The sequence below is a fragment of the uncultured Agrobacterium sp. genome (genome assembly GCA_913777615.1).
GTDB lineage: Bacteria > Pseudomonadota > Alphaproteobacteria > Rhizobiales > Rhizobiaceae > Agrobacterium.
Genome location: CAJYTK010000015.1, coordinates 64,818 through 86,917, shown reverse-complemented (window position 1 = coordinate 86,917; position 22,100 = coordinate 64,818). Strand labels below are relative to the sequence as shown.

The window sequence follows — 22,100 nt, the reverse complement described above, 5'->3', positions numbered from 1 at the left end:
CAGATTTGGAGGTTGAGATGGCCAGTCTTTCCCAAGCCGTCAATTCGCTGTTCCTTAAGGAATTCGTTGGCGCGATCTTTTTGACCATGCGCCACTTCTTCAAACAGAAGGCAACGGTGAACTATCCTTTTGAAAAGGGTCCCGTCAGCCCGCGTTTCCGTGGCGAGCACGCGCTGCGTCGCTACCCGAACGGTGAAGAACGCTGCATCGCCTGCAAGCTGTGCGAAGCGATCTGTCCCGCTCAAGCGATCACCATCGAGGCTGGTCCGCGCCGCAATGATGGTACGCGCCGCACGGTTCGTTACGACATCGACATGGTGAAGTGCATCTATTGCGGCTTCTGCCAGGAAGCCTGCCCGGTGGACGCGATCGTTGAAGGCCCTAATTTCGAGTTTGCGACGGAAACCCGCGAAGAGCTCTATTTCGACAAGCAGAAGCTTCTCGACAATGGTGATCGCTGGGAGCGTGAAATCGCGCGCAACCTCGCTCTGGATGCGCCTTATCGCTAAGGCTTACTCCATGTCTTCGGAGTTTTACTCCGGGGATCAAAAAAGATGAAATGCCTGTCGGCGATCGCTGGCGGGAACGAAACGGGCAGGGCGGTCTAGAGGCCGCTTTTGCCCGGTGAGGACAAAAAGGCACCAACATGGGTCTGCACGCTGTATTCTTCTACATATTCGCTTTCGTCGCCGTGGCGTCTGCATTTCTGGTCATCGCTTCCAAGAACCCGGTTCACTCGGTTCTTTTCTTGATCCTGACCTTCTTCAACGCGGCCGCGCTCTTCCTGCTGACGGGTGCCGAGTTCCTTGGCATGATTCTGCTGGTCGTTTATGTCGGCGCTGTGGCGGTGCTGTTCCTCTTCGTCGTCATGATGCTGGATGTCGATTTCGCCGAGCTGCGTTCCGGCGTGCTGCAATACGCTCCGATCGGCGCTCTTATCGGTGTGATTCTTGCGGCAGAACTGATCATTGTCATCGGGGGCAGCGTGCTCAACCCGCAGGCGGCCAAGTCCATCACCATGCCGATCCCCAATCCTCTTGAGCGCGCCAATACCGCAGCCCTGGGTGACGTGCTTTATACGAACTACGTCTACTTCTTCCAGCTGGCAGGTCTCGTACTGCTGGTGGCCATGATCGGCGCCATCGTGCTGACGCTGCGTCACCGCACCGACATCAAGCGTCAGGACATTTCAACCCAGGTCGCCCGCGATCCTAAGACCGCCGTTACGACGGTCAAGGTCAAGCCGGGTCAGGGCCTCTGAGGCGCGAACGGATCCAAGGAATATAGAATATGGAAATCGGTCTTTCCCATTACCTGACGGTCAGCGCGATCCTCTTTACGATCGGCATCTTCGGTATCTTCCTCAACCGCAAGAACGTTATCGTCATCCTCATGTCGATCGAACTCATCCTTCTGGCTGTCAATCTTAACATGGTTGCCTTTTCCTGGGTGCTGAACGATATCGTCGGCCAGGTCTTCGCCCTGTTCATTCTGACTGTTGCGGCTGCTGAAGCGGCCATCGGTCTTGCAATACTCGTAGTCTTCTACCGCAACCGCGGATCGATCGCCGTGGAAGACGTCAATATGATGAAGGGCTGATAAGGCTATGATCTACAAGGCTATCGTCTTTCTTCCGCTGATCGGCTTCCTGATCGCTGGTCTTTTCGGCCGGTCCATCGGCGCCAAGGCCTCGGAATATGTCACCACCGGTCTGATGATCGTGGTCGCGGTTCTCTCCTGGATCGTCTTCTTCGACGTCGCGCTTCTGACCCATGAGGCCGGCGAGGTCATCAAGGTGCCGGTACTGCGATGGATCCAGTCCGGCGGCATCGACGTCGAATGGGCATTCCGCATCGACACGCTGACGGCTGTCATGTTCGTCGTGGTCAACACGGTGTCCTGTCTCGTGCATCTGTACTCCATCGGGTACATGCATCATGATCCGCATCGTCCGCGTTTCTTCGCCTATCTGTCGCTCTTTACCTTCGCCATGCTGATGCTGGTGACCTCCGACAACCTGCTGCAGATGTTCTTCGGCTGGGAAGGAGTTGGTCTGGCGTCCTATCTGCTGATCGGTTTCTGGTTCAAGAAGCCGTCTGCATCGGCTGCTGCCATGAAGGCTTTCATCGTCAACCGCGTCGGTGACTTTGGCTTCATCCTTGGCATCTCCGGTCTCTTCGTTCTGTTCGGTTCGATCAATTTCGAAACGATCTTCGCAACGGCCGGTTCTTATCTGCCTGCCGATGGCGCGGCCGCCACGGAAACGGTGATCAACCTCTTCGGCATGCAGCTGGACAAGGCCCACGCAGTTACCGCCGTCTGCCTTCTGCTGTTCATGGGCTCTATGGGTAAGTCTGCGCAGTTCCTGCTGCACACCTGGCTCCCTGACGCTATGGAAGGCCCGACCCCCGTTTCGGCTCTTATCCATGCTGCAACCATGGTGACCGCAGGCGTCTTTTTGGTGGCGCGCATGTCGCCGATCTTCGAACTGTCTCCGACCGCGCTCACCTTCGTTACGCTGATTGGCGCAATTACCGCCTTCTTTGCCGCGACCGTCGGTCTGGTACAGAACGATATCAAGCGCGTTATCGCCTACTCGACCTGCTCGCAGCTCGGCTACATGTTCGTGGCGCTTGGCGTTGGCGCCTATGGCGCCGCCGTCTTCCACCTCTTCACCCACGCCTTCTTCAAGGCGCTGCTGTTCCTTTGCGCCGGTTCGGTCATCCACGCTGTGGATGGAGAGCAGGACATGCGTTACATGGGTGGTCTTCGTAAGCACATCCCGATCACCTTCTGGACGATGACTGTTGGCACGCTTGCTCTGACGGGCGTTGGTATTCCTGGAACGATGATCGGCTTTGCCGGCTTCTTCTCCAAGGACGTGATTATCGAATCCTCCTTTGCGTCGCATAGCCCGCTTGCTGGTTTCGCCTTCACGCTTCTGGTCGTCGCAGCGCTCTTCACCAGCTTCTACTCCTGGCGTCTGGCCTTCATGACTTTCTTCGGCAAGCCGCGCGCTTCTGCGGATGTCATGCATCACGTCCATGAATCGCCGATGGTAATGCTGATCCCGCTCTTTGTCCTGACAGTGGGTGCGATCTTTGCCGGTGTCGTGTTTGAAGGCTACTTCTTCGGCCCCGAATATGCGGAATTCTGGAAGGGCGCGCTCTTTACGCTTCCGTCCAACGAAATTCTCGAAGAGTTCCACCACGTGCCGCTCTGGGTCAAGTGGAGCCCCTTCATCGCCATGCTTCTCGGTTTCGTCACCGCCTGGTACTTCTACATCAAGTCGCCACAGACGCCGAAGCGTCTGGCAGAGACCCATCGTGGCCTCTACCAGTTCCTTCTGAACAAGTGGTACTTCGACGAACTCTATGACTTCCTCTTTGTTCGCTCCGCGAAGGCGCTTGGCCGCTTCCTGTGGAAGAAGGGCGATGTGGCTGTCATTGATGCCTATGGCCCCAACGGTATTGCAGCGCGCGTGGTTGACGTGACCAACCGTGTCGTCCGTCTGCAGTCCGGTTACCTTTATCACTATGCTTTCGCGATGCTGATCGGCATCGCAGCACTAGTCACCTGGATGATGCTCGGGAGTGCCCTCTGATGACCGATTGGCCCATTCTTTCAACGGTCACCTTCCTGCCGCTCGTCGGCGTGGTGCTCCTGCTTCTGACGAATGAAAACGGCCCGTTCGGGCGCCGCAACATTCTCAACGTCTCGCTTCTGACGACGGTGTTCACCTTCATCGTCTCGCTCTTGATCTGGGTCGGTTTCGACAATTCGAACGCTGGCTTCCAGATGGTCGAGAAGCACAACTGGTTCGGCAGCATCGCTGCCTACCATCTGGGCGTTGACGGCATCTCCATGCTCTTCGTCATCCTGACGACGTTCCTCATGCCCTTCTGCGTTCTTGCAAGCTGGGATTCGATCGAGAAGCGCCTTAAGGAATACATGATCGCCTTCCTTCTTTTGGAAGTCGTCATGATCGGCGTGTTCGTGGCGCTTGATACCGTTCTCTTCTACGTGTTCTTCGAAGCAACGCTGATCCCGATGTTCATCATCATCGGCGTATGGGGCGGCAAGGATCGCGTCTATGCTTCCTACAAGTTCTTCCTCTACACGCTTTTGGGTTCCGTTCTGACCATGCTCGCCATCATGGCGATGTACTGGCAGGCTGGCACGACAGATATGACCGAGCTTCTGAAGCACGGCTTCCCGGCTGGCATGCAGACCTGGCTCTGGCTGGCCTGCTTCGCAGCCTTCGCGGTGAAGATGCCGATGTGGCCTGTTCACACCTGGCTTCCCGATGCGCACGTTCAGGCGCCGACCGCAGGCTCTGTCATCCTGGCTGGCGTCATGCTGAAGCTCGGTGGCTACGGTTTCATCCGCTTCTCGCTGTCGATGTTCCCGCTGGCATCCGAACACTTCGCACCCTTCGTCTTCACGCTGTCGGTCCTTGCCATCATCTACACCTCTCTGGTGGCAATGATGCAGGAAGACATCAAGAAGCTGATCGCCTACTCCTCGGTCGCCCATATGGGTTACGTGACGATGGGTATCTTCGCCGCCAATGTGCAGGGTCTGCAGGGTGCGATCTTCCAGATGTTGTCGCACGGTATCGTATCGGGTGCGCTCTTCCTCTGCGTCGGCGTCGTCTATGACCGTCTCCACACCCGCGAGATCGCGGCTTATGGCGGCCTCGTCAACAACATGCCTAAATATGCTGTGGCCTTCATGGTCTTTACGATGGCCAATGTCGGTCTGCCTGGCACCTCTGGCTTCGTCGGCGAATTCCTGACGATCGTCGGTGTCTTCCGCGCCAACACCTGGGTGGCACTCTTTGCCGCAACCGGCGTCATTCTCTCTGCATCCTATGCTCTGTGGCTTTACCGCCGCGTCATCTTCGGTGCGCTTGAGAAGGAAAGCCTGAAGGCGATGCTCGATCTCAACACCCGTGAGAAGGTAATCCTTTATCCGCTCGTGGTGCTGACGTTCTTCTTCGGCGTCTACCCGGCACCGGTCTTCGATGCGACGGCGGCATCGGTAGATCTCGTGATCAATAATTATACAGCCGCATTGCAGGCAGCGCAGAATGTTGCGCTTTCTCTGAACTGACGACAGGACCCGTGGGATATGACCGCTGAACTTCTTTTTGCCAGTCTGCGCATCGCGACGCCCGAACTGATCCTTGCGATCGGTGCGCTGGCGCTGCTCATGATCGGCGTCTTCTCCGGCGACAAGTCGACCAACACTGTGACGGGTCTTGCCGTCGCGCTTTTGGTTGTCGTTGGCCTGTGGATCATCTTCGCCCCTGCAAGCGGCCTGGCCTTCGGCGGCGTTTACGTCGCCGATGCCTTCGGCAACTTCATGAAGATCCTGGCGCTGATCGGCTCGATCGTCGCCATGATCCTTTCGGTCGGCCACAGCCGCGTTGAGCCGATCGGACGCTTCGAATATCCGGTGCTTCTGGTTCTGGCGACGCTCGGCATCCTGCTGATGATTTCCGCCAACAACCTGATCTCGCTTTATATGGCACTCGAGCTTCAGTCGCTGGCGCTCTACGTCATCTGCGCGATCAACCGCGAAAGCCTGCGCTCTACAGAGGCCGGTCTGAAGTACTTCGTTCTCGGCGCACTGTCTTCCGGCATGCTGCTTTACGGCATGTCGCTGGTTTATGGCTTTACCGGCAACACCGGCTTCCAGGAAATCGCAACCGTACTCTCCTCCGAAACCCGTTCGCTCGGCCTCGTCTTCGGTCTGGTCTTCGTGCTGGCCGGTCTGGCGTTCAAGATTTCCGCCGTGCCGTTCCACATGTGGACGCCGGACGTCTATGAAGGCGCGCCGACCCCCGTGACTGCGTTCCTTGCCGCCGCTCCAAAAATCGGCGCCATGGCGATCTTCGTTCGCATCGTCGTTGACGCGTTCCAGCCTGTCTTCACCGACTGGCAGCAGATCGTCGTCTTCGTGTCGATCGCCTCGATGCTGCTCGGCTCGTTCGCTGCCATCGGTCAGAAGAACATCAAGCGCCTGATGGCCTACTCGTCGATCGGTCACATGGGCTATGCTCTTGTCGGTCTTGCCGCAGGTACGCAGGATGGTGTTGCAGGCGTGTTGATCTACATGGCTGTCTACATGGGCATGACGCTCGGTACCTTCGCCTGCATTCTGGCCATGCGTCGCAAGGAAGTCGGCAATGTCGAGAATGTCGATGATCTGGCTGGTCTGTCATCGACAAACCCGTTCATGGCTCTGGTGCTGACGGCTCTGATGTTCTCACTGGCAGGTATCCCACCGCTCGCAGGCTTCTTCGGCAAATACTACGTCTTCCTGGCTGCCATCGAAGCGAAGCTCTATGCCCTGGCCGTGATCGGCGTGATCGCATCCGTCGTCGGTGCCTATTACTATCTGCGCATCGTCAAGGTCATGTGGTTCGACGAGGCCAAGGGTGGGTTTGAAAAGGCTGCGGGCGAGCTGCGGATCGTTTACGCACTATCGGGTCTCTTCGTCGTTGCCTTCATCTTCTTCGGTGGCATGCTCGGTAACGCCGTGACAGCTGCGGCGAAGACGTTCTTTTGAGCGAAAACCTTATGAAACAGCGCCGGTTGTCGCTCGATGACTTCCGGCACGAGGGATTGGTGGAAACATCGTCCACCAATGTCGAATGCCTCGCCCGGGCGCGCTCGGGCGACAGCGGCAATCTCTGGATAACCGCTATTCGCCAGACTGGCGGCAAGGGCCGCCGCGGTAGGCCATGGGTCTCTGAAGCTGGCAATCTCTACGCGTCTCTTCTTTTGATCGATCCCGCACCGATGGAACAGCTCGGTTCATTGCCGCTTGCCTTTGCGCTCGCCGTCCATCGTGCGATCCGCGTCGTTTTGCCGTTTGGTGGCGCTTCACTGGAAATCAAATGGCCGAATGATATTCTCATTGGCAGAATGAAGATCTGCGGAATTCTCATGGAGGCCGAGCAGTTGTCAGATGGTCGCCGCGCGATCGTTATCGGCATCGGCATTAACATTGCCCATAAACCGGATAACCCTCTTTATCCCGTCACCATGCTTTCCGAGCATGGCGCGTCCTGCGGACCGGACGAACTGTTTGCCCACCTCTATCGTGAGACGGCTGAGGTTCTCGCCGTCTGGAACGAAGGCCGTGGCGTGACCGAGGTCATGCGGGATTGGCGTGCAGCCGCTTGCGGAATTGGCGAACACATCACCGTCAACTTTCCCGACCACTCCATCGGCGGGCGCTTTGCAGGAATAGATGATCAAGGTTTTCTGTTGCTGGATGAGGATGATGGCCCCAGACGGGCGATCGCCGCTGGCGATGTATTTTTCGGCTGAAGTAGCGCGCGCTCGATGCGTGCCACTTTGGTCTTCGAGTTTGGAGCATCCCTGTTGCTCGTGAAATCAGGGCGTTCATCCGGTCCGCGTCGGCCCGGTATTTCGACGTTTCGATAAGTCCGGCGCGGTCAGTGCAATCGGGAGCGCGGTCTTGAACCCGCGCCCATTGCACATTGCAGATTGGATAAAGACATGTCTCAACAAGATGAACTGGTTTTCCTGCCGCTTGGCGGCGTGGGCGAAATCGGCATGAACCTCGCCCTTTATGGTTATGGTCCTGCTGCCAAACGGCAATGGATCATGGTCGACTGCGGCGTGACCTTTGCAGGCCTCGATCTGCCTGGCGTCGATCTCGTGCTGCCCGATATCCGCTTCATCGAAGCGCAACGGGAAAACCTCAAAGGTATCATAATCACCCACGCCCATGAGGACCATTACGGCGCGCTGAACGATCTGTGGCCGGGTCTCAATGTGCCTGTTTACGCCTCCGGCTTCACCGCGGGTATGCTGGAAGCCAAGCGCAACTATGAGGGCACGCGCGCGGAAATCCCGATTTCGCCATTCAAAGCGGGCGATCGCATCAATCTCGGTCCGTTCGAGATCGAGGCCATCGGCGTCAACCACTCGATCCCTGAGCCCATGTCACTCGTCATCCGCACTCCGCTTGGCAATGTCGTCCATACCGGTGACTGGAAGATCGATCATGCGCCGTCTTTGGGGCCGCTGACAGATGAAGCTCGTTTCCGCGCCATTGGGGAGGAGGGGGTGCTGGCGCTGCTCTGCGACAGCACCAATGCTGTTCGTGACGGTGTTTCTCCCTCGGAAGAGCAAGTTTCAGAGGGGCTTCGTCAAATCATCGACAATGCCGAGGGCCGCGTCGCAATCACGACTTTCTCCTCCAATGTCGGCCGTATTCGATCCATTGCGCAGGCGGCGGAGCGCGCTGGTCGGGAAGTACTGCTCCTCGGCTCGTCACTCAAACGGGTCGTCAATGTTTCGCAGGATCTCGGCATTATGGAAGGCATCAAGCCGTTCCTGGCTGAAGATGAATACGGCTATATTCCTCGGGACAAGGTTGTGGTCATCCTCACCGGCTCGCAAGGTGAGCCGCGTGCAGCGCTTGCCAAGCTATCACGCGATGAAATGCGCAATGTCGCGCTCGCCAAGGGCGACACGGTCGTCTTTTCCTCGCGTGCTATACCGGGCAACGAAAAGGCCATTCTCGATATCAAGAACGGTCTGATAGAGCAGGGTATCCACATCATCACCGATAACGAGGCTCTGGTTCACGTCTCCGGCCATCCGCGCCGCAACGAGCTTTTGCGCATGTATGAGTGGACCAAGCCGAAGATCCTCGTGCCTGTGCATGGCGAAGCAGCACATCTCGTGGCCCAGAAGGAACTGGCAGAGCAGGCCGGTATCAAGCAGGTTCCGAAGGTGCGCAATGGCAATATTCTTCGCTTGGCACCTGGACCGGCGGAGGTGATCGACGATGCGCCGCACGGACGCATTTTCAAGGATGGTCGTCTTGTCGGCGACTTCGAGGAAATGGGTATCGGTGATCGCCGCAAGCTTTCCTTCGCAGGTCACGTCTCGGTCAATGTCGTTCTGGACAGCCGCTACGATTTCCACGGCGATCCGGACGTGGTTCCTTTCGGTCTTCCTGAATTTGACGACGAAGGCGAGGCAATGGAAGACACGCTCTACGATGCCGTCCTCGGTGCCATTGAAAGCATCCCGCGCGCTCGCCGCAAGGATCTGGACCTGCTGCGCGAAGCGGTCCGTCGCGCCGTGCGCGCCGCCGCCAATCATACATGGGGCAAAAAGCCGATCGTCACGGTATTCGTGACGAAGATTTGACGATAAGTTCGGTGATGCGCGCTGGGATAGACGCGCATCACCGACGATGTCAGCGTCTTAGATGATGTTCGGCCAGGAAATTGGGAGGATGACCATGCTCGGACGGATCAATCACATTGCGATCGCTGTCCCCGACCTTGCGGCGGCAACCACCACCTATCGCGATGTCCTGGGCGCTGCTGTCTCGCAGGTGCAGACTTTGCCCGAACATGGGGTGCGCGTCGTGTTCGTCAACCTGCCCAACAGCAAGGTCGAACTGCTTGAGCCATTGGACGGCAACTCGCCCATCGCAGCATTTCTGGAAAAGAACCCGTCCGGCGGCATGCACCACATCTGTTACGAAGTGGAAGATATCATCGCTGCCCGCGACAGTTTGAAGGCCGCCGGCGCACGCGTTCTCGGCAATGGAGAACCGAAGATAGGCGCCCACGGAAGGCCTGTGCTCTTCCTTCACCCGAAGGATTTCTGCGGTACGCTGGTGGAGTTGGAAGAGAGTTGAACGAGGGTTTGTTTCGAAAACTAACGTCTGCGCCGGGAGTACCAAGCGCATGATGAGATCCACTGAGGACGCTTTATCCTCTTCAAGCTGACGATGCCCCCGAAAATCGATTCCGATTCTGGGGCTTGTATTGTAGGAATCGTTTACCAGCTGCTCCGTCTGCTTCCAGCGTGTTTCCAGCACCATGAGGAGACGAGGAACGCCGGTTCTTCAAGGGGAGGTTCCACATGCCGTGGTTGTCGGTCGTTGCTGTTTTTTTCATCGTCTGGTGGACGGTTCTGTTTGTCGTGCTGCCGATTGGCCTTAGAACCCAGATGGATGACGGAGACGTGACGCTGGGCACGGTCGCGAGCGCGCCTACTCGTTTCCAAGGCGCCAAAATCCTGATCCTCACGACCCTGATCTCGATATTGCTCTGCGCACTCTGGTACGGCGTCACCTTGTACTTTGGTGTCAGCCTTGACGATTTGCCACGCATCATTCCCGTTTATGATTGATCTTATCAGATGGAGCGGGGGGCTGGTGTCCCTATAGGCGCCAGTGTCCGTCATACGAATGTTACATTTCTGTGGGCGAGATTCGCACATCCGCCAAAAGCAAAAGCTGTGTGATCAGGTCTCGGCAACCAACTCGCTGAAATAACACGGATTTTAGGGCAAAAAAAAACAAGGCGGTTAGGCCTTGTTTTTCAGTTTCGCGTGATCTGTTTCCGTTTCCGGGGCAGCGAACAAGCGCGCCTAAGATCTCATCCTCCCAAGACTGACCGCGAAGACGGCAGAAATTTAAACTTCCTGCCTCTTTTGTGAGCTGAAACTAGCCCAAAGATTCCACTTTGTCACCACGTTTTTTGCAATTTTGTTACAGTCGGCAAAAAAAATTCCCCGCGACCATTATGTCGCAGGTCACCCGCAAAATTATTTCGCCTGAAACCGTGCAGTGACGAAAGACCTATTCTCACGTTCATGTGAATGCTGTGTGGAGCGCCCCGATCGAGCGGGTTTCCTTCTGATGGAGAAACGGTTATGTACGGCGGAAATATCCTTTAATTCTGGCGATTCCCAGTAGATGGCGGGTCGCCGCACCCAGGAAATAGTCATGCGTCTCAGCCGTTATTTTTTGCCCATCCTGAAGGAAAATCCCAAGGAAGCTGAAATTGTTTCTCACCGCCTCATGTTGCGTGCAGGGATGATCCGTCAGCAGAGCCAGGGCATCTATTCCTGGCTGCCGCTGGGCAAGCGGGTGATGGACAAGGTGAACCGCATCATTCGCGAGGAGCAGGACCGGTCCGGCGCAGTAGAGCTGTTGATGCCCACGCTGCAATCGGCTGAGCTCTGGCAGGAGAGCGGTCGATATGACGATTACGGCAAGGAAATGCTGCGCATCAAGGACCGCCAGGATCGTCAGATGTTGTATGGCCCCACGAACGAGGAGATGATCACGGACATCTTCCGCTCCTATGTGAAGTCCTACAAGAACCTGCCGCTGAACCTCTACCATATCCAGCTGAAATTCCGCGACGAAGTGCGTCCTCGTTTCGGCACGATGCGTTCGCGCGAGTTCTTGATGAAGGATGCCTATTCCTTCGATTTGACGAAGGAAGCCGCGATCCACTCCTATAACAAGATGTTTGCAGCCTATCTGCGCACCTTCTCGCGCCTTGGCCTGCGCGCAATTCCGATGCGCGCCGATACTGGCCCGATCGGCGGCAATCACAGCCACGAATTCATCATTCTGGCAGACACCGGTGAATCGGAAGTCTTCTGCCACAAGAGCTTCCTGGAGCAGGGCATTCCCGGAGATGATACCAATTTCGATGACGTTGCCGGTCTGCAGAGCATTTTCGATACATGGACGGCAGACTATGCCGCAACGTCCGAAATGCACGACGAAGCTGCCTTCAACGCAATTCCCGAGAGCGACCGTCTTTCTGCTCGCGGCATAGAAGTTGGCCACATCTTCTACTTCGGGACCAAATATTCCGAGCCGATGGGTGCCAAGGTTCAGGGGCCTGACGGCAAGGAACATCCCGTCCACATGGGATCCTATGGCATCGGACCAACACGCCTTGTTCCCGCCATCATTGAAGCCTCGCATGACGAGAACGGAATCATCTGGCCGGCGTCGGTTGCTCCTTTCGATGTCGTCATCATCAACATGAAGGCTGGCGATGCGGCCTGCGACGCGGCATGCGAAAAGCTTTATTACGCGCTGTCCAATGCCGGTAAGGATGTTCTTTACGACGATACGGATGACCGCGCGGGCCAGAAGTTCGCGACCGCAGATCTTATCGGCGTGCCTACGCAGATCATCGTCGGCCCACGCAGCATTGCTGCCGGCGAGGTCGAGGTGAAGGACCGCAAAACGGGCGCACGTGAGAACGTCACGGTCGAAGCCGCAATGAACAGAGTTCTCGGCTGAAAGGCCGACAAGGAGTAGACATGGCAAAAGCCGAGGCTGACAACGGTGCTGTGGCATCCGTGAAGGATGGGGCGGCACGGCCGTTTTCGGCTTTCGAGCGCATGGTGGCCTGGCGCTACCTGCGTTCGCGCCGTAAGGAAGCATTCATATCTGTCATTGCAGGCTTCTCCTTCGTCGGCATTATGCTCGGCGTTGCGACGCTGATCATCGTCATGGCCGTCATGAATGGTTTCCGCACCGAGCTGATTTCCCGTATTTTGGGAATCAACGGTCACATGATCGTCCAGCCGATCGACCAGCCCTTCAACAATTATGATGAATTGGCAAAGAAGTTTGCCGGAGTGCCGGGCGTGACGATGGCCTTGCCGCTCGTGGAAGGTCAGACGCTGGCGTCTGGTCGCAACGGTGCGGGCAGTGGCGCTTTGGTCCGGGGCGTGCGGCCCGAAGATCTCGAAAAGATCAAGGAAATTTCTACCAACGTCAAAGCTGGCGATCTCGTCGGCTTCATGTCAGGACAGGGTGTTCTGGTTGGTTCAAGGCTAGCCGCGCAGCTCGGCGTGACAGTAGGGGACCAGATTACGCTCATTTCACCGGAAGGTGACGTGACACCCATGGGTGTCAATCCTCGCGTGAAGTCCTATCCGATCTCCGGTGTTTTCGAGATCGGCATGTCGGAATATGACGCCTCGATGATCTATATGCCGCTTTCGGAAGCGCAGCTCTATTTCAATTCGGAAGGCATCGTCCAGTCGATCGAGCTTTTCGTCAGCCATCCGGACGATGTCGATGGCATCCGACCTCTGGTGGAGGCTGCTGCCGGTCGCCAAGTCTATATCACCGACTGGCGACAGCGGAACCAGACTTTCTTCTCCGCCCTGCAGGTGGAGCGCAACGTCATGTTCATGATCCTGACACTGATCGTTCTGGTCGCGGCGCTCAACATCATTTCCGGCCTTATCATGCTGGTGAAGGACAAGGGCAGCGATATCGCCATCCTGCGCACAATGGGTGCGACTTCGGGCGCTGTCATGCGCATCTTTTTCATGACAGGTGCGGCTATCGGTATCGTCGGCACATTTGCGGGCGTGGCGCTTGGCGTTGTCGTCTGTCTCAATGTGGAATCGATCCGCCAGTTCTTCTCATGGATCAGCGGCACGGTTCTGTTCGATCCGCAGCTTTATTTCCTCAGCCAGCTTCCAGCTGAGATGGCTTTGAGCGAGACGATCACGGTCATCGTCATGGCGCTGACTTTGTCCTTCCTGGCAACGATCTTCCCCGCTTGGCGCGCGTCGAAGCTAGATCCTGTCCAGGCCCTGAGATATGAATAAGGACCGGCCTCGCACCATGGCAAAAAAAATGGCTTTACAGCTCTCCGGCGTGGAACGGACCTACGGTCAGGGGGAGACGAGTCTCTCCATTCTGAAAGACGCAAATTTCGAGCTGAGAAGCGGTGAGATCGTCGCGCTTGTCGCGCCCTCCGGAACGGGGAAATCGACGCTTCTGCATCTGGCAGGTCTGCTCGAACATCCGGATGCGGGCGAGGTATTCATCAATGGCAAGCCATGCGGCACGCTGTCTGATGAGGAGCGCACGTCGATCCGCCGCAGCGACATCGGCTTCGTCTATCAGTTCCACCACCTGCTGCCGGAATTCTCGGCGCTTGAAAACATCATGATGCCGCAAATGATCGCGGGTCTCGCTCCGAAGGAAGCGCAGGTTCGTGCCAAGGCGCTGTTGGACTACATGCGAATCGGCCACAGGGCGGAACATCGCCCGGCTGAACTGTCGGGCGGCGAACAGCAGCGTGTGGCGATCGCGAGAGCGGTTGCCAACGCCCCGCTTCTGCTGCTGGCAGACGAGCCGACAGGCAATCTCGATCCTGAAACGGCATCCTATGTCTTCGATGCTCTGGAAGCACTTGTGCGCCAGTCCGGCCTTGCCGCGCTGATTGCAACGCACAATCACGATCTGGCCGCACGCATGGACCGCCGCGTTACCTTGAGCGAAGGCAAGATCGTCGAATTCTAACACTCAAAGTGTCTGTCAACCGCACAGGCTGATTCATGACAGGAACCCCGTCTGACCCTTCAGGCGGGGTTTTGTTTTGCCAATGATTCGATCGGCGGAACCCGGACGAGTCTGCGCACGTTGGCAATAGGACAGTCCGAAGAAAGCTGTTGACATGGAAACAAAATGAGAACAAAGTTGGAACATATCAAGTAAGGAGAGACAAATGACTGATTTCATCCGTGACCTTGCCGCCTTCACGTCCATCGCTGTCTTCGTTGCCAGCTTCTCGGTTATCCTCACATCCATGTGAGTTTCGACCCTTCGGTATCTTTACGATTGCAGTGTACGGACACCCGTTCGCGGTGGACTTTGCCGCCCGAAGGGACCAAAATAAGCCCGATTCAGAAATGACAGGAATGCGGGCAAAATGGGCGATAATCTTGACGGGCAGAACCTTTCGGGCGTGCTCTTGGAATCTCCCGGCTTCGTCCATCTTCGCGTCCATTCTGCCTATTCGCTGCTTGAAGGCGCGCTTCCTCTTAAAAAGATCATGGCAAAAGCTGTTGGCGATTCTCAGCCCGCTATTGCCATCACTGATACAAACAACCTTTTTGTTGCGCTGGAATTCTCGGAGAAGGCGCGAGACGAAGGACTGCAGCCGATCATCGGGTGTCAGCTTTCCATAGATATGCAGGACGTCGTAGAGGAGAGGCGAGGTGGCAACAATCTGGTCAAGTTGCCGTCTCTTGTTCTCCTGGCCGCAGATGCTGACGGTTATGAACGATTGGTTGATTTGATCAGTCGCGCCTATCTCGACGGTGAAGGCAGCGGCCATGCGGTCAATATCGCCAAGTCCTGGCTGGAAGAAGCAAGCAATGCCGGCTTGATAGCACTATCAGGCGCATCCGGCGGTCCTATCGACATGGCACTGAAAGAAGGGCATGCCGCTCAGGCAAAGAGCCGGCTTCTCGCGCTGAAGGAGATCTTTGGCGATCGGCTATATATAGAGCTTCAACGTCAGGGCAATTACGATCGTGCGCATGAGCGCCGCATGATAGCGCTTGCCTATGAGCACGATATTCCTCTGGTTGCCACCAATGAGGCTTTCTTCCCTTCCAAGGCGGATTATGAGGCCCATGACGCCCTTATGGCGGTCGCTCATAATGCGATCGTTTCGGACGATAGCCGTTTTCGTCTGACTCCCGATCATTATCTAAAGAGCCGCGATGAGATGGTGGCACTTTTCAAGGATATCCCCGAAGCCATCGAAAACACGGTCGAGATCGCCCAGCGTTGTTCCTATGTTCTCAAGAAGCGTGGGCCCATTCTGCCGCGCTTTACCGGCGCCAGTGACGATCCGGAAGAGGCCGAACGCGCAGAATCGCTGGAACTTCGCCGCCAGGCCGTCGAAGGTCTTGACATGCGTTTGGCAGCGCTCGGCATGGCGCCCGGTTATACGGAGCAGGAATACCGGGATCGGCTGGATTTTGAACTCAGCGTCATCGAACGCATGAAGTTTCCTGGCTATTTCCTCATCGTTGCCGACTTCATCAAATGGGCAAAGCAGCAAGATATTCCGGTCGGCCCCGGTCGTGGCTCGGGTGCGGGATCACTCGTCGCCTATGCATTGACAATTACAGATGTGGATCCGCTCCGCTTCTCGCTACTTTTCGAACGTTTCCTTAATCCCGAACGCGTTTCGATGCCCGACTTCGATATCGACTTCTGCCAGGATCGCCGCGAAGAGGTGATCCGCTATGTGCAGCGTAAATATGGTCGCGAGCAAGTGGCGCAGATCATCACCTTCGGGTCGCTGCAAGCCCGTGCAGCCTTGCGCGACGTTGGTCGCGTGCTGGAGATGCCCTACGGTCAGGTGGACCGCATCTGTAAGCTGGTGCCGAACAATCCGGCCAACCCCACTCCACTCTCCAAGGCGATCGAAGAGGAGCCGCGTCTGCAGGAGGAGGCGGACAAGGAACCGGTCGTCGCAAGGCTTCTGGATATCGCCCAGAAAATCGAGGGTCTTTATCGCCACGCCTCTACCCACGCCGCCGGTATCGTTATCGGCGACCGTCCTCTGTCGAAGCTCGTGCCGATGTATCGTGATCCGCGATCCGACATGCCTGTCACCCAGTTCAACATGAAGTGGGTTGAAAGCGCCGGGCTGGTGAAGTTCGACTTTCTCGGACTGAAAACGCTGACGGTCCTGAAGGTAGCGGTCGACTTCGTCGCCAAGCGCGGCATCCATGTCGACCTTGCTGCCATTCCGCTGGATGATCAGAAGACCTATGAGATGCTGTCGCGCGGCGAGACGATCGGCGTCTTCCAGGTGGAAAGTGCCGGCATGCGCAAGGCGCTCATCGGCATGCGTCCGGACTGCATTGAGGACATTATCGCGCTGGTCGCGCTCTATCGTCCTGGCCCGATGGAAAATATTCCGGTCTACAACGCCCGCAAACATGGCGAAGAGGAAATCGAGTCGATCCATCCGACCATCGACCATCTCTTGAAGGAAACGCAGGGCGTTATCGTCTATCAGGAACAGGTGATGCAGATCGCCCAGGTTCTGTCTGGATATTCTCTTGGTGAAGCCGACCTCCTGCGTCGCGCCATGGGCAAGAAGATCAAGGAAGAGATGGACAAACAGCGGGAGCGCTTCGTTGAAGGCGCGATCCGCAATAATGTCTCCAAGGCCCAGGCCGACACGATCTTTGATCTCCTCGCCAAATTCGCGAATTACGGCTTCAACAAGTCTCACGCCGCCGCTTACGCCATCGTTTCCTACCAGACCGCCTATATGAAGGCGCACTACCCGGTGGAGTTCCTTGCCGCTTCGATGACGCTTGATATGGCGAATACCGAAAAGGTCAATGATTTCCGCCAGGATGCTGCGCGTCTGGGAATCGAGATCGTCGCACCATCTGTCCAGACATCCTTCCGTCGTTTCGAAACGGGTGAGAACCGCATCTATTATTCGCTGGCAGCCTTGAAGGGCGTGGGCGAGGGCGCGGTCGATCATATCGTCGAAGTGCGCGGCGATACGCCTTTCGCAAGTCTAGAAGATTTCTGCCTCCGGATCGATCCCAAGCAGATCAACCGCCGCGTTCTGGAAAGCCTGATCAACGCAGGCGCATTCGATTGCTTCGGCAAAGACCGCGCCGAACTGATCGGCGGTCTCGATCGCATTATTGGCTACTCCCAACGCGCCCAGGAAAGCCGTGTTACCGGCCAACACGACATGTTCGGCTCAGGCGCGGCAACCGGTCCGGAGAAGCTGGTGCTGCCCGCCTACCAGCCATGGCTGGCCTCCGAAAAGCTACTGCGCGAATATCAGGTGCTGGGCTTCTATCTCACTGCCCACCCGCTCGATACCTACCGGACCGTGCTCGACAAACTTCGTGTTCAGAACATCGCTGATTTCTCCGCAGCGGTGAAACAGGGAGCAACGGTTGGTCGTCTTGCAGGTACAGTCACTGGCAAGCAGGAGCGTAAGACCCGCACCGGCAACAAGATGGGAATCGTGACCTTCTCCGATGCATCCGGCCAGTACGAGGCCGTGCTGTTTTCAGAAGGACTTGGCCAATATCGCGATCTGCTAGAGGTCGGAAAATCGCTGGTCATTACCGTTCAGGCGGAAGAGCGACCGGAAGGTATCGGGCTGCGCATACAGACGGCGCAATCGCTCGAGGAAAAATCCGTGCAGATGCAAAAAGCGTTGCGCGTCTATGTTCGGAATTCCGGCCCGCTTAAAACCGTGGCGCGACATCTGAATGCCAGAGGTGACGGGTCGGTCTACTTCATTGTGATAAAGGATGAAGGGCAACGTGAAATCGAAGTCGAACTGACCGATAAATATCGCATTTCCCCGGAGATAGCAGCTGCTTTGCGCTCCGCTCCCGGTGTCGTCGATGTCGAACTCGTGTGAGGTGATGAGGGAGCGGGTGAGATACGTTCACCCGCTTTCCGATCAAAACAGGCTGTTTGCCGGATAGGCATAGGCACCGTTATCGATAAATCCGTGCCGCGACAGGCATGCGCGCAAGGCTGCGTTATAATAATATGAGTTGGTGAACGTGGTGCCACGCTGCGGTACGCTTGCCTCGACGCTGCAGCGCGCGAGCGCATGGTCGAACACGTTCAGGATGATGGGATCGCTCTCAACCGCCGGTCCGCCATAGACGCTATAATTTTTCGGCGCTTCCGCGGCGGAAACGCAGGCCAGCGCAACAATCGCTGCTGCAAGATATTTCATGTTCATAATCACGGCTCCCCAAGCGAATTGATGAGCTTCTAAACGTTGCCGGGGCAGAAGTGGTTCCTAAGCATGGTCGCACGCAAAGGTGCGCAGCCGTTTTGCGAGGAAAACACGCTTCAGATTGTTACGCCCGCCTGTACTGCTGTCCGAACTCGGAGCCGGCGTGTCAATCACGCGTAACGGTGACGAAGTCCGTGCCCTGACCCGTCTCAAGTCCGTGGCTTAGATCGGATACCGTGATCGAGCTTCCGACGGAAAGCTGCTCTTCCAATCTCTCGCGGACATCTGCCGGAATATCGATGCGATCGAGTGCTGCCGTCAGCTGGTCGTATCCGCCCGGTGCGTCGGAAACGTTAATACCAAGGCGCTTGCGTGCGGCATTTGGAAGATGGTTCTCGAGTGTCAGGCCGTTCCACTCTGCTTTCTCGCCGTCGATATCGATGACCTCGAAGAAATGCGTGCCGAGCGCGACCTGCGGATCTTTTATGTGGATAGGGGCTTCGAAGAGCGGCTTGAAATTCTGCCGCACCATCAATTGTCCATCAGCTGGCGTATCCGCGCCAGCCGATGCATAGACAGCATCGACAAACTCGGCGGTCAGAAGCGGGCCAGTGGTTTTCATCCCCTTCCACCGCTTGTAGCCATTGACGGCATTGATGGTCATCTGTCCCGCGTATCCGTCTGCCGCACCGGCGTCAAAACCCAGGCTCGTCAAGAGGCGCTGCACATCCATGGTTTTCTCCCGGTCACCGCGACGGGTGATCAGGACGCGCAAAGGCGCTCCGATTGACTTTCGTTGCGTGACCGACGCAGGAACAGAACTGGTTTTTTCATTCACCGCAACTTCGACCAGCTTTAGCGAGGTATCGAAAGTGGCGGGGCGCATCTCGACATCGGAGAGTAGGCGCCCTTCATCGGCAGACTTTGGCTGGAGAAGGGCAGGGTGGTCGATCCGACGCAGGGCAACATCCTTACTGGAGACAATCACGTGGACGCCCCTGCCGGTCATGCCATAGAGCGACTTTGCGAATTTGGCCGGCAGGCGAATGCAGCCGTGAGAGGCCGGGTAGTTGGGGACGTGGCCTTCATGCAACGCAATTCCCGACCAAGTCAGCCGCTGCATGAACGGCATGGGAGCTGCCGAGTAAATATTGGACTCGTGATACTTGCGCTTGTCCAGGATAGAGAAGATGCCGCTCGGCGTTTCGTGTCCGGACTTGCCGGTAGACACGCGCGATGTAGCGATGACGTTGCCATCCTCGTAAAGAGACAGCGTCTGCTCGTTCTTCGAAACGACGACCTGTAAGCTACGCGCATCACCGGCAATCGCCGCTTGCACGAGGACGGAGGAGGAGAGGAGGCAGGCTCCTACAAGGCTACGCAACATCATGTTTGCTCCAACGCGATACACAACATGCCGCCGATTGACAGCGTGCAAGGGAGACTTGAAGCGCACGATCCGCGCCAGTCAGATCGCTACATTTAAGGCAGCTCATTTAAGGAAGCTTTTAACTGCGATCACGAAGCCGTGTAGCGGAGTCATTTTTTGGCGCCGAAGGTATAGCCGGTTTCCACCGTGCCCTTTCCGAACTTCTCTCTCAGCTTGTCCATCGCCGCCTCCGCTGCTGCCCGTCTGCCAGCCGATTTGTCCACGAGGTCTGGAGGGTCTGCCTGAGCCGGATCACGAAGATCGGTCACGCCGATACCGATGAGACGAAATTTCGTCCCGTCAGTTTCCTTTTCGAGAAGGGAAAGCCCTGTTCTGAAAATTTTGTCGGCCAGTTGCGTCGGATCTTCCAGCCGCTTGTTGCGGCTGCGGGACTTGAAGTCCGCCGCCTTCATCTTCAGCACGACCGTCTGTCCGGCAGTGGCGTTCTTCTTCAATCGCCAGGCGACTTTCTCCGAAAGCGCCCGCAAGATAGGCACAAGATCGTCGTACCGCGATATGTCATTGAAGAAGGTCGTCTCTGCCGAAACGCTCTTTGCCGGGTCGTTGGTGTGGACGTCACGATCATCGATCCCGCGGGCAAGCCGGTACAGGCGTTGCCCCATGCTGCCGTAGCGGCGCATCAGCTCCGTTTCTTCCATGTCCTGCAGCTGGGAGATCATTCGTATGCCATCTGCCTCCAGCGTGGCGGCGAAGGCCTTGCCGACGCCCCATATTGTGGTGACTGGACGTGTGGCGAGAAAGCGCGTTGCTTCCTTCTCGCCCACTACAGAAAAGCCGCGTGGCTTTTGAAGATCGGATGCCACCTTCGCCAGGAACTTGCAGTAAGAAAGGCCGACCGAAACCGTGATGCCGATTTCTTTTTCGACCCTACGAGCGAAATGCGCCAATACGCGTGCGGGTGGATCGTGATGGAGCCGCTCTGTGCCGGAGAGATCGAGAAAGGCCTCATCGATCGACAGCGGTTGGACCAGCGGCGTCAGATCCTGCATCATGGCGCGGATCTGGCGACCGACCTGGCTGTACTTCTCCATGTTCGGCTTGACGACCACGGCGTCAGGACAGGCTTCCAGCGCCTTGAACATAGGCATAGCGGAGCGCACGCCATGGATACGGGCAATATAGCATGCGGTCGATACAACGCCGCGTTTGCCGCCGCCGATAATCACTGGCTTGTCGATGAGCTCCGGATTATCGCGCTTTTCCACAGAAGCATAAAAAGCGTCGCAATCGATATGGGCTATTGTGAGATCGTAGAGTTCGTCATGATAGAGCAGCCTCGGGCTGCCACATGCGAGGCAACGCCTTATTCTCTCCGGCTGACCAGCCAGGCAGTCACGACAAAAACCGGGATGGTCGCTCGAAATCAAAGGCATGGCCACGAAACAAAAAGAGAACGACCCTGACTTTAGTCGTGGATCTCTTGAATCTCAAGAGCGCGGTCTGTCGCTTTGGATGTCAATAAACGCCGGAATCGAGACCGGGACCGGAGTATCTGTGCCAGGCAGCCTGAACATCTTCCGGGTTGAACCCGGACGCTTCGCAGAACGCCATCAGATCAGGCTCGTGATTCATGACGAAGTCGGTCAGGCCAGCCAGAAATCCTGGATCTTGTATGGCGGCGCGCAGCATATTGGGCTGCAATCCGCTCAACGCCAAAAACCGGGCAAGAATATCCGGTTCGTTCGCCAGCCATCCCAGTATGGCCGCGACTGTTTCCTCGGGGTCCTTGACCAGTGACTTGCCGTTTTTCATCGAGCGCTGCATTTCTTTCCGGAAGTTACCTATTTTTCAACCAAATCGCCTTAGCCTCCCTCGGCAGGGGATAATGGAATCGGTTCTGTGGCAACTTATATGCCCAGGGGAAGGTTTCAAAGCGTAACAAGGACTGCCGCCATGCCCAAGCAGGTCATGATAGTTGAAGACAACGAGCTCAATATGAAGCTCTTTCGTGATCTGATCGAGGCATCCGGTTACACGACCATACAGACGCGTAACGGCATGGAAGCTCTCGAGCTTGCCCGCAAGCACCGTCCTGATCTCATTCTTATGGATATTCAATTGCCCGAAGTCTCAGGACTTGAAGTCACCAAATGGCTCAAGGAAGATGACGAACTGCATGTGATTCCCGTGATTGCCGTCACGGCTTTCGCCATGAAGGGAGACGAGGAGCGCATTCGCCAGGGCGGTTGCGAGGCCTATGTTTCCAAGCCAATATCCGTTCCGAAGTTCATAGAGACGATCAAGACCTATCTCGGCGATGCATAA

The 22,100-nt window shown here is 56.7% G+C and carries 19 protein-coding genes; 15 read left to right on the top strand and 4 right to left on the bottom strand.

Features of this window, described 5'->3' with window-relative positions:
• The first annotated feature begins 17 nt into the window (after nt 1–17).
• The 14 genes from nuoI (at nt 18) to dnaE (ending at nt 18,055) form a co-directional block, all read left to right on the top strand.
• Nucleotides 18–509, top strand: a complete 492-nt coding sequence (gene nuoI, locus QZ862_RS14375; RefSeq protein WP_003502385.1) for an NADH-quinone oxidoreductase subunit NuoI — start codon at nt 18–20, stop codon at nt 507–509.
• 137 nt (nt 510–646) lie between these two features.
• On the top strand, nt 647–1,261 hold the full coding sequence (locus QZ862_RS14370; RefSeq protein WP_296020960.1) for an NADH-quinone oxidoreductase subunit J: 615 nt from the start codon (nt 647–649) through the stop codon (nt 1,259–1,261).
• A gap of 29 nt (nt 1,262–1,290) precedes the next feature.
• Nucleotides 1,291–1,599: an NADH-quinone oxidoreductase subunit NuoK gene (nuoK, locus tag QZ862_RS14365; protein WP_296020959.1), complete on the top strand. Its 309-nt coding sequence runs from the start codon at nt 1,291–1,293 to the stop codon at nt 1,597–1,599.
• 7 nt (nt 1,600–1,606) lie between these two features.
• Nucleotides 1,607–3,604, top strand: a complete 1,998-nt coding sequence (gene nuoL / locus QZ862_RS14360) for an NADH-quinone oxidoreductase subunit L (RefSeq protein ID WP_296100667.1) — start codon at nt 1,607–1,609, stop codon at nt 3,602–3,604.
• Nucleotides 3,604–5,115 carry an NADH-quinone oxidoreductase subunit M gene (locus QZ862_RS14355; RefSeq protein WP_296100665.1) on the top strand — a complete coding sequence of 504 codons (1,512 nt, stop codon included), beginning with the start codon at nt 3,604–3,606 and terminating at the stop codon, nt 5,113–5,115. Before nuoL ends, QZ862_RS14355 begins: the two co-directional genes overlap by 1 nt.
• Nucleotides 5,116–5,133: 18 nt before the next feature.
• Nucleotides 5,134–6,576, top strand: a complete 1,443-nt coding sequence (gene nuoN, locus QZ862_RS14350) for an NADH-quinone oxidoreductase subunit NuoN (RefSeq protein WP_296020953.1) — start codon at nt 5,134–5,136, stop codon at nt 6,574–6,576.
• Nucleotides 6,577–6,587: 11 nt separating this feature from the next.
• Complete coding sequence (locus QZ862_RS14345; protein ID WP_296100676.1) at nt 6,588–7,343, top strand: biotin--[acetyl-CoA-carboxylase] ligase; 756 nt, start codon at nt 6,588–6,590, stop codon at nt 7,341–7,343.
• 192 nt (nt 7,344–7,535) lie between these two features.
• Nucleotides 7,536–9,203 carry a ribonuclease J gene (locus QZ862_RS14340; RefSeq protein WP_296100663.1) on the top strand — a complete coding sequence of 556 codons (1,668 nt, stop codon included), beginning with the start codon at nt 7,536–7,538 and terminating at the stop codon, nt 9,201–9,203.
• Between the two features lie 94 nt (nt 9,204–9,297).
• Nucleotides 9,298–9,702, top strand: coding sequence for a methylmalonyl-CoA epimerase (mce, locus tag QZ862_RS14335; protein WP_296100675.1), 405 nt, complete (start codon nt 9,298–9,300; stop codon nt 9,700–9,702).
• 227 nt (nt 9,703–9,929) lie between these two features.
• The gene (locus QZ862_RS14330; protein ID WP_296020946.1) at nt 9,930–10,199 is read left to right on the top strand and encodes a DUF1467 family protein; all 270 of its coding nucleotides are present in this window, start codon (nt 9,930–9,932) and stop codon (nt 10,197–10,199) included.
• Nucleotides 10,200–10,797: 598 nt separating this feature from the next.
• A complete protein-coding gene (gene proS, locus QZ862_RS14325; protein WP_296100661.1) occupies nt 10,798–12,120 on the top strand; it encodes a proline--tRNA ligase in 1,323 nt (440 codons plus the stop codon).
• A gap of 20 nt (nt 12,121–12,140) precedes the next feature.
• A complete protein-coding gene (locus QZ862_RS14320) occupies nt 12,141–13,448 on the top strand; it encodes a lipoprotein-releasing ABC transporter permease subunit (RefSeq protein WP_296020942.1) in 1,308 nt (435 codons plus the stop codon).
• Nucleotides 13,449–13,464: 16 nt separating this feature from the next.
• Nucleotides 13,465–14,148, top strand: a complete 684-nt coding sequence (locus tag QZ862_RS14315) for an ABC transporter ATP-binding protein (protein ID WP_296020941.1) — start codon at nt 13,465–13,467, stop codon at nt 14,146–14,148.
• A gap of 409 nt (nt 14,149–14,557) precedes the next feature.
• On the top strand, nt 14,558–18,055 hold the full coding sequence (dnaE, locus tag QZ862_RS14310; RefSeq protein ID WP_296100658.1) for a DNA polymerase III subunit alpha: 3,498 nt from the start codon (nt 14,558–14,560) through the stop codon (nt 18,053–18,055).
• A gap of 42 nt (nt 18,056–18,097) precedes the next feature.
• Here dnaE and QZ862_RS14305 read toward each other — a convergent pair whose 3' ends face one another.
• From QZ862_RS14305 to QZ862_RS14290, 4 genes are all read right to left on the bottom strand, one after another.
• Entirely contained in the window at nt 18,098–18,388 is a 291-nt protein-coding gene (locus QZ862_RS14305) for a hypothetical protein (protein WP_363315123.1), read from the bottom strand.
• Nucleotides 18,389–18,551: 163 nt separating this feature from the next.
• Entirely contained in the window at nt 18,552–19,775 is a 1,224-nt protein-coding gene (locus QZ862_RS14300; protein WP_296100656.1) for a L,D-transpeptidase family protein, read from the bottom strand.
• A gap of 149 nt (nt 19,776–19,924) precedes the next feature.
• Nucleotides 19,925–21,208 carry a DNA polymerase IV gene (locus tag QZ862_RS14295; protein ID WP_296100654.1) on the bottom strand — a complete coding sequence of 428 codons (1,284 nt, stop codon included), beginning with the start codon at nt 21,206–21,208 and terminating at the stop codon, nt 19,925–19,927.
• 82 nt (nt 21,209–21,290) lie between these two features.
• Nucleotides 21,291–21,587, bottom strand: coding sequence for a DUF3572 domain-containing protein (locus QZ862_RS14290; protein WP_296037897.1), 297 nt, complete (start codon nt 21,585–21,587; stop codon nt 21,291–21,293).
• Between the two features lie 141 nt (nt 21,588–21,728).
• Here QZ862_RS14290 and QZ862_RS14285 point away from each other — a divergent pair, with 141 nt between their 5' ends.
• Entirely contained in the window at nt 21,729–22,100 is a 372-nt protein-coding gene (locus QZ862_RS14285; protein ID WP_034854043.1) for a response regulator, read from the top strand.

Excerpts from the sequence above, each read along its gene's own strand:
- nuoI (WP_003502385.1), top strand. The coding sequence starts at position 18 with ATGGCCAGTCTTTCCCAAGCCGTCAATTCGCTGTTCCTTAAGGAATTC.
- dnaE (WP_296100658.1), top strand. The coding sequence starts at position 14,558 with ATGGGCGATAATCTTGACGGGCAGAACCTTTCGGGCGTGCTCTTGGAA.
- nuoL (WP_296100667.1), top strand. The coding sequence starts at position 1,607 with ATGATCTACAAGGCTATCGTCTTTCTTCCGCTGATCGGCTTCCTGATC.
- QZ862_RS14315 (WP_296020941.1), top strand. The coding sequence starts at position 13,465 with ATGGCAAAAAAAATGGCTTTACAGCTCTCCGGCGTGGAACGGACCTAC.
- QZ862_RS14320 (WP_296020942.1), top strand. The coding sequence starts at position 12,141 with ATGGCAAAAGCCGAGGCTGACAACGGTGCTGTGGCATCCGTGAAGGAT.
- QZ862_RS14285 (WP_034854043.1), top strand. The coding sequence starts at position 21,729 with ATGCCCAAGCAGGTCATGATAGTTGAAGACAACGAGCTCAATATGAAG.
- QZ862_RS14345 (WP_296100676.1), top strand. The coding sequence starts at position 6,588 with ATGAAACAGCGCCGGTTGTCGCTCGATGACTTCCGGCACGAGGGATTG.
- QZ862_RS14295 (WP_296100654.1), bottom strand. The coding sequence starts at position 21,208 with ATGCCTTTGATTTCGAGCGACCATCCCGGTTTTTGTCGTGACTGCCTG.
- QZ862_RS14330 (WP_296020946.1), top strand. The coding sequence starts at position 9,930 with ATGCCGTGGTTGTCGGTCGTTGCTGTTTTTTTCATCGTCTGGTGGACG.
- proS (WP_296100661.1), top strand. The coding sequence starts at position 10,798 with ATGCGTCTCAGCCGTTATTTTTTGCCCATCCTGAAGGAAAATCCCAAG.
- nuoK (WP_296020959.1), top strand. The coding sequence starts at position 1,291 with ATGGAAATCGGTCTTTCCCATTACCTGACGGTCAGCGCGATCCTCTTT.
- nuoN (WP_296020953.1), top strand. The coding sequence starts at position 5,134 with ATGACCGCTGAACTTCTTTTTGCCAGTCTGCGCATCGCGACGCCCGAA.
- mce (WP_296100675.1), top strand. The coding sequence starts at position 9,298 with ATGCTCGGACGGATCAATCACATTGCGATCGCTGTCCCCGACCTTGCG.
- QZ862_RS14355 (WP_296100665.1), top strand. The coding sequence starts at position 3,604 with ATGACCGATTGGCCCATTCTTTCAACGGTCACCTTCCTGCCGCTCGTC.
- QZ862_RS14340 (WP_296100663.1), top strand. The coding sequence starts at position 7,536 with ATGTCTCAACAAGATGAACTGGTTTTCCTGCCGCTTGGCGGCGTGGGC.
- QZ862_RS14290 (WP_296037897.1), bottom strand. The coding sequence starts at position 21,587 with ATGAAAAACGGCAAGTCACTGGTCAAGGACCCCGAGGAAACAGTCGCG.
- QZ862_RS14370 (WP_296020960.1), top strand. The coding sequence starts at position 647 with ATGGGTCTGCACGCTGTATTCTTCTACATATTCGCTTTCGTCGCCGTG.
- QZ862_RS14300 (WP_296100656.1), bottom strand. The coding sequence starts at position 19,775 with ATGATGTTGCGTAGCCTTGTAGGAGCCTGCCTCCTCTCCTCCTCCGTC.
- QZ862_RS14305 (WP_363315123.1), bottom strand. The coding sequence starts at position 18,388 with ATGAACATGAAATATCTTGCAGCAGCGATTGTTGCGCTGGCCTGCGTT.